7 protein-coding genes are annotated in these 9,879 nt (G+C 44.8%); all 7 read right to left on the bottom strand.

What is annotated here, in order from left to right; genetic code table 11:
- The coding region (locus VT06_RS16225) for an FG-GAP-like repeat-containing protein (RefSeq protein WP_046555380.1) at positions 1-4,950 on the bottom strand (4,950 nt) is incomplete at its 3' end.
- Between the two features lie 44 nt (positions 4,951-4,994).
- Positions 4,995-5,345: a hypothetical protein gene (locus VT06_RS16220; protein ID WP_046555379.1), complete on the bottom strand. Its 351-nt coding sequence runs from the start codon at positions 5,343-5,345 to the stop codon at positions 4,995-4,997.
- 332 nt (positions 5,346-5,677) lie between these two features.
- Positions 5,678-5,806 (bottom strand): hypothetical protein, encoded by a 129-nt coding sequence (locus VT06_RS18755; protein WP_255353051.1) that lies wholly within the window; start codon positions 5,804-5,806, stop codon positions 5,678-5,680.
- Positions 5,807-5,951: 145 nt separating this feature from the next.
- Positions 5,952-6,167 carry a hypothetical protein gene (locus VT06_RS16210; RefSeq protein WP_046555377.1) on the bottom strand — a complete coding sequence of 72 codons (216 nt, stop codon included), beginning with the start codon at positions 6,165-6,167 and terminating at the stop codon, positions 5,952-5,954.
- 13 nt (positions 6,168-6,180) lie between these two features.
- Positions 6,181-7,740: a TnsD family Tn7-like transposition protein gene (locus tag VT06_RS16205; RefSeq protein ID WP_046555376.1), complete on the bottom strand. Its 1,560-nt coding sequence runs from the start codon at positions 7,738-7,740 to the stop codon at positions 6,181-6,183.
- A complete protein-coding gene (locus VT06_RS16200) occupies positions 7,737-8,651 on the bottom strand; it encodes a TniQ family protein (RefSeq protein WP_046555375.1) in 915 nt (304 codons plus the stop codon). The genes VT06_RS16205 and VT06_RS16200 overlap by 4 nt, the downstream gene beginning before the upstream one ends.
- A gap of 4 nt (positions 8,652-8,655) precedes the next feature.
- Positions 8,656-9,675 carry an AAA family ATPase gene (locus VT06_RS16195; protein ID WP_161795047.1) on the bottom strand — a complete coding sequence of 340 codons (1,020 nt, stop codon included), beginning with the start codon at positions 9,673-9,675 and terminating at the stop codon, positions 8,656-8,658.
- Between the last annotated feature and the right edge of the window lie 204 nt (positions 9,676-9,879).

Below are 9,879 nucleotides of genomic sequence, written 5' to 3'. Positions count from 1 at the left end.
ATCGTCAGTAGTAGGATTGAGTGACCAGCTGGGGTAAGTTAATAAGTCTAGTCGCCCGTCTATGTCATAAGTGCTGCTAATGCTAAAACTATGACCTGCAGTATTTACCAGCTTACTCGCTACCATTCCTCTGCTGTTATAAGTGTAGGTTTCACGATACAGCGGTGCAGTGGTGGTATTGCACAAAGCATTACCGGTATAGCTGCTACTGCGGTACAACTTGCCTTTATTATAACTGGCGGCATTGCTGCCAAACTCCCAGCAAGCTGCGCCGGAAGGGTCATAACGGCGTATTAACCGACCAACGCTATCGTATGTTAGCGTGGTAACTTGTAGCTTTGCATCAGTCTGGGTTAGCAGCTCGCCAAAAGCATTGTGAGTGTAATTCCAGGTGCCTTTATCTTGATCAACCATTTGGTGCTTACGTCCGTAAGTATCATAGTGGTTGGTCGTTCTGAGTGAACTGGTACCGGAGGCGTTTATAGCGGTAACTGTTTTTAAATTGCCATAAGCATCGTACGTGTATCGCAGCTTATTATTCAGATGGTCATATACTTCATAAGCTTGCCCTAAATAATTATTAACGGTTGTGGTGCTTTTTGCTTTTGGATCGGTTTGAACGCTGGTTAACCCCAAATAAGTTATGCTACTGGTGCCGCCACTGGCCAATGTACTGCTACTTACCCGCCCTAAAATATCATAATTCGCCTGGCTGTAATGGCTACTTGGCGCGCCCGAGCCGGGCTCATAAACCCTGCTGGGCCGGCCAAAGTCATCATAAGTATTCCTGCTGACCGACGTTGTACCATCGAGTAACAACACACTTGAACCTACCGCACGACCATATTTATCAATAAATTGCCTTTGGGTTGCCTGGCCTTCTGCCTCAGAACGAATTTGTAAATATGCGCCGGTAACCGAAGCTGGACAGCCGACAGCAGCGCATAACTCCCAATACGTGTAAGCGTTAATATCATTGTCAGTAGTCAACGCACCTTTAACGTAACCACGATTTTTGCGGCCGATAATGTCAAAATAATCACGTAATGTCTGATTATTCGCATCCTTACTGTCCATATAGGTAATTTTACCGGACACCGTATTTGGAGATGCCCCATTGTAGGTAAACGTGGTGATATTACCTGCTATATCGGTTGTGCTGGCAACGTATCTGAACCGCGTGTCATAAGAGGTAATTGCACTACGGGTAACATTGGCTGTACCAGTGGCTGTTGTCGCGGCAGTTACTTGTTTTCTGGTTAAATTTCCTGCTGCGTCATAGAGATGCGTAGTGGCCACTTTTGTGGCTGGAGCATTGGGGGACAGGGTTTCTGTGCCTAGCATTAAGTCAGTGTTATAGCTAAATGCCGACTGTCTGGTAACGGTTGTAGCCGAATTTCCATCCAAAGTTTTACTGACGCTTGAGCTGGTTAACCGACCATAGCGCTGATAAACTGCGGTAGTGTTAAAGACATTAGCATTAGTTGTTACCAGCATGTTTGCGGCACTAGCAATATCAGATTGGGTAACAGTACTGGAAATCAAATTACCATAAGTATCGTAAACAAAACTACTGACTGTTTTAGCCAGAGGATATTGTGAACTGTCGGTGCCAAGCTGATAACTGAACTCCGTTGCTGAACTAATATAAGGCAGCAGGCCGCCAAAGCCGGTGGTAAGGCTAGCAAAACTATTTTCGGCATAACTCATCAATACAGCGCCTTTGGACTGCGATGTTTTATGTGGCATCCCGGTAAATGGCCAGGCTTGCTTATATACCGTCTCGGTCAGCACACCGGTTTGGGTGTCTGTAGTTCGCAGCACCTCAAAACCGAGCATGCCTCGCCCATTCTTATGAACGAGTAAACCTCCATACTGATAGCCAACACTGACATAGTTATTAGTATTCACCTCTGAGCTGACTTTAGAAACCACATACATACCCGCGCGCGGTGAGAAATAATCACTGCCCAGGTTATTAGTTGAGTCCTGGCGAAAATAGACATCTTTATCAGTTATAGATTGATATTCAATCAATGAGGCAACGCCCCAACCATTAGTGATTTTACGCACCGCATGATCTTTAATATAAGGGCGATTACTCAGGTATATTTTCCAGCCGGCATCATTGGTTGAGGTCAGTAAATCCAGCTTGCCATCGGCATTAACGTCTGCAAACTGGATGGCGGCACCGCTATCGAAACTGCGAGTGCCGCGCTGCTCGAAAATAACCTGCTCATGGGTCTTAGTTGGTCGTGATAACATTATCCGCCAACTATTTGTTGCCGTTGGCAACAACATGTCGGTACGGCCATCACCGTTAATATCGAGGAAATAAGTATACCCCAGCAGATTGGTGGCAGAGGTTAGGTTAGCACTGCGTGGTGCTAGAAATGTCGAACCATTAGACAATCGGTAATACCATGCTGTACCGGACTGATACATTAAATCGGTATAGCCATCTCCATTTAAATCAACCGCGCGGATAGTGGTATAATTTCCGACATTTTGCGCCAAGGCATAGCTTGTACCATCAGAAGTATATAGCTTCCAGGAGGTTGTTTCACTCCATGTCCAGCCTTCACTGCGGCATTCCGCTTCCTCTACAAAGGTAATAATGGTGCCGTTACCAAGACGGCAAACACCTTCTGTTACCTTAATCAGAATGTCAGTTCTACCATCGCCATTTACGTCAAAGCCGGAAGCCGATTTACTGTCAGCGGTATAAGTGGCAATATCAAGGCCAAACTGGCTGCTTGATGCGCTGATGGAACCAATGTTGGCGATATGTTCAAAGCCTAGATGCGTATTTGCACTGTTAACGCCTTTATTGCGATACGCCTGAAATACGCCACCATTAACAAACACAATATCTTCCAAGCCGTCGCCATTATAATCGGCAACCAACGCGCCACCTTCCAGACCAATGGCTTTAAAGCCAATATCAATACTGGTATAAGCTGACGTAACCTCATGTGGGTAGCAGATATTGTTATCTGGATACGGCTCGCATTGTTGCGCTGTAGAAGTAGATTGTTTATAGGTTAAAATTGTCCAGTTAGATGCAATGCCATTGGCAACCAGCAAATCACGTTGTCCATCGCCATCGTAATCTATGGTTTGTGCATACTGTTTTTTGGCTACGCCAACTGATGACATCGTCACTTCAGTGGTAAAATTACTTACTGCGGGCTCTGGAAAACATTGGGTTGGTTCACCAGGCGGTGTTACGCAGCTTTCCGTCCAGTTAGAGGTTGTGCCGCCTAGTCGAACGCGCCAATTACTGCCGCTTGGGTAAACTACATCAACAAAGCCATCACCGTTCATGTCCATCAGTTGTTGATCATTACGGTTGATGGAAGAACCCTTGGTAACAAAACTGCTAGAAAACGGTGAGTAATTATCCGTCACCGGCTCTTGCCAACAGTATTGCGGCGAGCCTGGTTCGTTGTCACATCGTTGCACATAAGATGTACTTACAGCAGGCGGACGGTTCCAGTCAAAGTGTGTTGCTGGCAAGCAGTTACTATTTCCCGTGTCGGCACATTCCTGGATAGAAAGGAGATAGTTCTTTTCTTCCAACACGTTGGTATTAAAATAACTTAGCCGATATTGACGGTAAATTGCCCCGTCCAATTGAACATTCACTGTATCAAGCAATTTGGTCATGGCAACGCGACTTTGTGCCTGCCACCCTACCGCAATCTTGGTGTTATCAACGTAATTTAAAATAACACGCGCAAAAGGCGCCGCGCCACCTGAACGGCCAGTATAATGAACCTCAGACAGGTAATGCTCTCCAAGCGCATGATCTTCAGTATATTTAAAAACGATGTAATTGCCTTTTACATCTTTGATTGCTTTTAACGCCCATAACCTAGCTACATTACTAGCAGCAGACGTGTTAAAGAATGCATCGGCACCCGTTTCGGTAACGTTACCATAACTCTTGGCCGCCAAAGCCAATGGTTTACCCATAGTGTCATTGCCGGCAATCGCAGACATATCCCCGTAATAATGTATTTCACCTGACTTGGTCTCAACCGTGAATCCTGTTGGCCCTTGGCCAGCAATACCGTGCTGGCGAATTAGTGAAAAACTATCAAGCTCCGTATGGAACTGGGTTGATGTGTTCCAATAAGCTGCATCGGATACGCCTTTGTCATTACTGGCACCATTTTTTACTAGCCGTTGACCATCCAAACACAGTCTATCAGAAGCGGTAAAAGAGACATTACCCTGCACATTATCTACCGACAGATTTTGAGGGCAGCGGGATATGGCCGATGCTCCGGAAAAAGCCCAGCCGCTCCCCATATATCCATCACCACCACTACTGCTGTAGCTAAAAGCCAGTTGCGGCACAACACCGGCGATACCGCCAGGTAAGCTTAACGGCATGGCATACGAAGCAGCACCTGACTCATCTACCCGAAAATCACCAGCAGAAAGTGCATTAATAGTAGGAGGCGCGATGGTTGCAAATGTGGAAAACACAGGTGTGTTTTGGGCAACACCCGCAAGCTCATCCACTTCAAAATAGGATGATTCGACTTCTGGGGTGTCATTTAAATTTGATATCAGAAGCTGTGAGGTCGTGTTGTGACGTAATGCTAAAAAGAGTTCATCATTCCCATCATCGTCAAAATCTCCACGTCGTACCTCGTCTACCAGATCGTGCCCGGGTGTCAGGTTAAGCTCATTCCACTGTGCCCTCGATAAGATTTGAACCTGCCATACGCCATTTACTTCAATCAGGCGCATAAGACCATTGTGCGCGGGCACATGAACTGGAATAGCTTTTTGCTGTGGAACCACAATCAGTTTATCGGGCGCTTTTAAATATATGTTACCAAACTCATCGGTAAATACATCGTAACCAGCAGCAAGGCTAGCAAAGCTCAGACAACATAAAACCATTAACAGAGCACGACAAAATCCAGAACGCATAGCATTGCACTCCTTCGCTGACCGCGAATTGGTAAATAGATTATTTATTTAGAAGGGATGAGTTCGATTGAGCCAATTTCACACTGCTTACTGGCAGGATTAAATTCAAGATTTACTTGTGCGTTTGCGGCAAAAGCGGTTAGCAATAACGAATACATCGCATCGGCATTCTTGCTTTTAGTTGGCACTGAAATAAATTTATCGTTGATTAACTCACATGACAATGCTTTTCGATCAACACTTTGAGTAACGGAGACCATGATTTCATCCGAACTGACTTTTAACGCTTCTGCAAATGAGATAATGTCACCAGAGCATACTGGGCCATCACAACCGGCCATCACGTTAAATGACATACCGGCTGTCAACAATGTTAAACACAACGCTTTTTTCATACACTCTCCGTTAATTTTCAGTACATCACTCGATATTAATATCTTAGAAACATATTAGATGTAAATAGGCGTGATGGAATATATTTTTTTACATTATTACTTTTATTAATAATAAAGATATGAAGATTTCATTGAGAAGGTTCAGACGCTAGAAAAGTATTGGGCTTTAAAAAAAAGACAGGTAACCAGCGAATCCGATGCACAGGCTGCAATTAAACAAAATAGGTCGCAGCCACTTTTAAATATTTCCCGAACAAATTCACCAATTGTTGGGAATGAAATTTCGTTATTGTCCATGTTAGTATTAAAGGGCCAATGAAGGCCCTTTCCTTTTATTTTTTTCTACTGCTTGGTACGGCTACGCCTCTACCACCACCAGATTTATTGCCAGTCGTTGACGGCCAGTTACCACCGGGGCCGGGATGGTTTGAAGCAGGTTTAGACGAGTTTGACTTTGCCATGATAATATCTCCTAAAATTAATAAGTTAAACGGAACCAACATCTCGAAGTTGATTCTGAAACAACTATAAATTTAGAAATGTCATTCGTATTCTGGCATTTTGGAAACAAAAAACGTTGATCACCTGATCGAAATTTCGGTCAGCCTAATCATATGGTATGACAGTCACTTTGGCACTACCCGACATAAGCAGCAATTGTTCATATTCGGTAAGCTGATTAGCCGCTGCCCTGCCTAAGTAGATCCACTTTTCAATCATTTCATCAACTGTCTTGGGCTGCTTTTCTAACTCGGTTTCTGCCGCTCTGATCAAATCATGATCAATGTTTACTTCGACTTTAGTCTCTTCTGACTGTGACATCTGTATTCTCCTCTTAGGGTAAAAATATACTCTTAACTCTCCGGTAAAAGCGGTTGCAAAGCGGGAGCTTTTCCAGTGACTTGGTAAACCAGTTGTGCCCGCCAAATGCCTTGTCGATTTCATACTGAGATGGCAAAGCCCCCTCACCTTGAAGGGCTATGCGGACGAATCCTTTCAGTTCAGGCAATAGCTCCTTGTCTCTTCGACACCACATTTTATGCCCATGATATTGCCGCTTTCCGTTAGCTGGTAGCGATTCGAACAGCCATGTCTTATCGAACTTGTACAACAGCGCGTACTCTTTCTGAACAAGTTTTCTGAGTTGTGTCCGCGAGTGAGTTGGATATTGCTTCATCACGCCTAGGAGAATCTTCCGACCTTGATTTCTCTTTGATAGCAGTCTTAGGTATTGTCGCCAGACAACCAAGCCACTGACAGACTGAATAATCTGCTCAACGGCACTAACTGACACTTCAAACTTGCGAGCAATCTTATGTCGACATCTTCCCTCAATAGCCATATCTTTGATATTGCGTTCAATGTCGGGGGTAATCGTTTGTCGCCTTTCATCTATGCTCACGCCCATGCGCTTGCCGGTTTTCTTCACGTATCCGACGCTGACTTTCACCCGTCTTGATATCTCTCGCATGCTGTAAGTTGATGTGCGAAGTAGCGATTCACACCGATGAGCCTGTTTGTCCGTCACGCCAACCCTCGCTTTTGCAGGCGCTACCACGGTGTCATCAGATAGGAATGAAAGCGCAAACCGTAAGACTAGCGCTTTAAATGGGTGTATCGGACTTGAAGGTTCGCGGATCATTCTGCGCAAGTGGCCTTCGTTAACTACTTTAGGCACACCCAGCCCAAGCTCAATTGCATCAAGCAAATGCAGCAAACTTTTTATATCGAGATTCTGTCCTCGTCTGAAGCAATTCTGAGAACGACGGAAGGCATCATCAGCTGCTTCCGATGAAATCCTTGATTGCTGAACGCAGCCAGCAACGAACTTAGCAAACATCACCTGCATCTCAGGAGCCCGCTCATGGGCATAATCATGGGCTAACAAGGGAACTCGGTATTGTCGGCTGACTGTGCGGCTCTGAACAAGCTTACATTGGTGATTAGGGCAAGCTGTTACCCCATTGAACTGATGCGTTAAATGCCAGTACCCCACACCAATACGCGCCACATCATTGCTATAACAGATTGGGCAGACACAAGAATAACCAACCGACTTAAGCCTAACCTGTGAAAGTGAAGATATGTTTGCCAAAGACATCGCATTACTGCCCAGCATAACGTTTTCGATTGCTGCCTTGCGACCTGTGAAAATGCCATACAGATCAAGCAACGTATGATTAGTTAGTAAATAACTAGGTTCATAGTCAGACCAATCTGCAATCTTGTTTATCTCAATTGGAAGCACTTGATTAATACTGACCGATGCCCGACCAAACCAGTCTCGTGCGATGCTCCTAGAATTACTTATACCCCATATATGCTGACACCTCGCCACGTATGAATACAGCGTCTCATCTGGCTGAATCCTTGGAGTGTAGAGCACAGTGCTCATGGCTTGAACTCGTGTAAGTAGAAGAACTTAAACAGCAAGTACAGTAAGGGATGAACGGATGACTCCACGTTCATGATAGCGCTCGCCTGGAGTCCCGTATTGCTCGAAATTCGCTCAGCCTCATTTTTCATATGCGGATACAGAATCGCTAAATACTTACTCAGTGACAGTCTCCACTGTTTATTTAAATTCACGCTCGTCGAGCACGGTTTATGAGAATAAAAGCTGCTCTCCATAAACACTCTTTTATGAAGCTTCACTTCATCTCTGTGAGCTTCAACACCCAGCTCATAAATGCGCAGTATTTCAAAATCCAACCAGCGGTGAAACAATGAAATATTCGGTGTGACGTATGCGTCTCTATCGAAAAATGACTGACTGAATTCAAAGCCACTGAACTGTGATACTGGGCGCTGAAGAAGTACCTGCTGATGTTTGTGGCAAACAAAAGATGTTGCAGCTTGGTGCTGAGCATTCCAAACCCCTACCCCATAGGCCTGCACTGACTCATCAAAACACGCAGGGCATAACTTTATCGACTGGAAAGGTAAAAGTATTTTCTCAGCATTAAACAGTACTCTTCCTGTCGCTCGCTTACTCCTTTGTTGAGCGACAAACTGGTCAAGCTCGCTCTCCTCAATGAAGCTACGCCAATAACGGCCCAGTAGGTTGTTATCAAGGATCTGAGTGAACTTTTCGGCGCCGTAGTTTTGAGTGGCTAAGACTACCGCCCACCGGGGGAGTGTTTCACCAATCTGACGAGCGCTAGACATCTTCAATAAATCAAGAAAGTTTCTGGCTCCCATAAAGTTGGCAAATTGCATCAACCGATAAACGTAGCTGGGAAAGTACTCCTCCGTTTGAAGGAGTACATTGTCGAACATCATGGTGACTAGTGAGTCATTGTTCATATCGCTACTCGACTTCCATATCTTGCTTAATCAATGCTTTCACTCGTTCATTTCGAACCTGCAACTTGGGATCTAAAGGCAGAGGTTCTGCGGCCTTCTTGGTAACAGTATCCTCCACAGGCTTTTCAGTTCGCTCATGAGTACTGTCTTCCAACTTAATCTTTAGCTTTGGCTTGATCGATTCGCTTCGAATATGAGTTTCACAATGCGCACGATAAATACTCTCTGGCAGATTAGCTTTCGTCGGCTTTTCTTTTTGAATGAGTAGGAATTCAGTCAATCGTTTTAGCTTACTAACGTTCCCATCACAGTAGTAAAAAAGCATGCTTTCAAGCTTATCAGTAAGCCAATCTCGCTTTAAGCCTAAGAAATTCAGCATCGTTGCTTTCACCAGCTCTTTCCATGTAGCTGAATCAGACGTATAGTCCTGAACGCGGAATAACCCATCACTAATCAAACGACGTTCGGTCTGCTCAGGTTGGTCCTTTTCCGAGAATAAATCTGTCACCTCAGGTGTACCGATGAAAAACATGGGAATGCCAAGATCGTTATATAAGTCCTCCAAAAACTCGTTCGTTAACTTTTTTGCGTCTTTCGTTTTGTTGGCATTTAGCACAAACTGAACATCGTCAACGACAATCATGCCCAACCCGACCATTCGGCACATTTTTATCACGTAGATTATCTCGTCGCCTACTGTGGCTGAAGGTAATCGCGAGGCTAAGTTACTACCGAGCTTTTCATCAATGGCATTAATAATTGACAGCAAGAAGGGTCGCTTACTGCTTGTGCTCTTAATGAAAACTTTGATCCACAAAACTTGAGGAACGCGCCGCCAACCAGTCTCCTCACTTGGCGGGTGGAAATGATGTTTCAGATCCAGACACGACAGAATCTTATCAACTTCTTTCGTTTTTCCATGACCAGACCTGCCCACCATCAACATGGCAGTCCCTGCATCAAGGAAAGATGGCGGTTTCGGCACATTCTTTATGCTCTGCTTCCCGGCATCAATGTCATGCAAATATTTATCATAATCGTCCGTCTTCGGGTGACGATTTAAATACCCAACCAATATCAAATGATAAATACGCTCGTATAGCTCGTAGCTATATTCTGGTGGAACAAATGCGTATTTCGGTTTGTCCGGCCACCTGTTCCGGTTTCATCCGGCCAGGCGTTTCGGTGTGATCCGGCCAGCATGATCTGACCTTCGTTTATGCTCTCT

This window comes from Arsukibacterium sp. MJ3, from assembly GCF_000987765.1.
Lineage (GTDB): Bacteria > Pseudomonadota > Gammaproteobacteria > Enterobacterales > Alteromonadaceae > Alishewanella.
This window is presented reverse-complemented; position numbering and strand designations above follow the sequence as displayed.

Coding starts and splice junctions, on each gene's coding strand:
- VT06_RS16220 (WP_046555379.1), bottom strand. CDS start 5,345: ATGAAAAAAGCGTTGTGTTTAACATTGTTGACAGCCGGTATGTCATTT.
- VT06_RS18755 (WP_255353051.1), bottom strand. CDS start 5,806: ATGGCAAAGTCAAACTCGTCTAAACCTGCTTCAAACCATCCCGGCCCC.
- VT06_RS16210 (WP_046555377.1), bottom strand. CDS start 6,167: ATGTCACAGTCAGAAGAGACTAAAGTCGAAGTAAACATTGATCATGAT.
- VT06_RS16205 (WP_046555376.1), bottom strand. CDS start 7,740: ATGAGCACTGTGCTCTACACTCCAAGGATTCAGCCAGATGAGACGCTG.
- VT06_RS16200 (WP_046555375.1), bottom strand. CDS start 8,651: ATGAACAATGACTCACTAGTCACCATGATGTTCGACAATGTACTCCTT.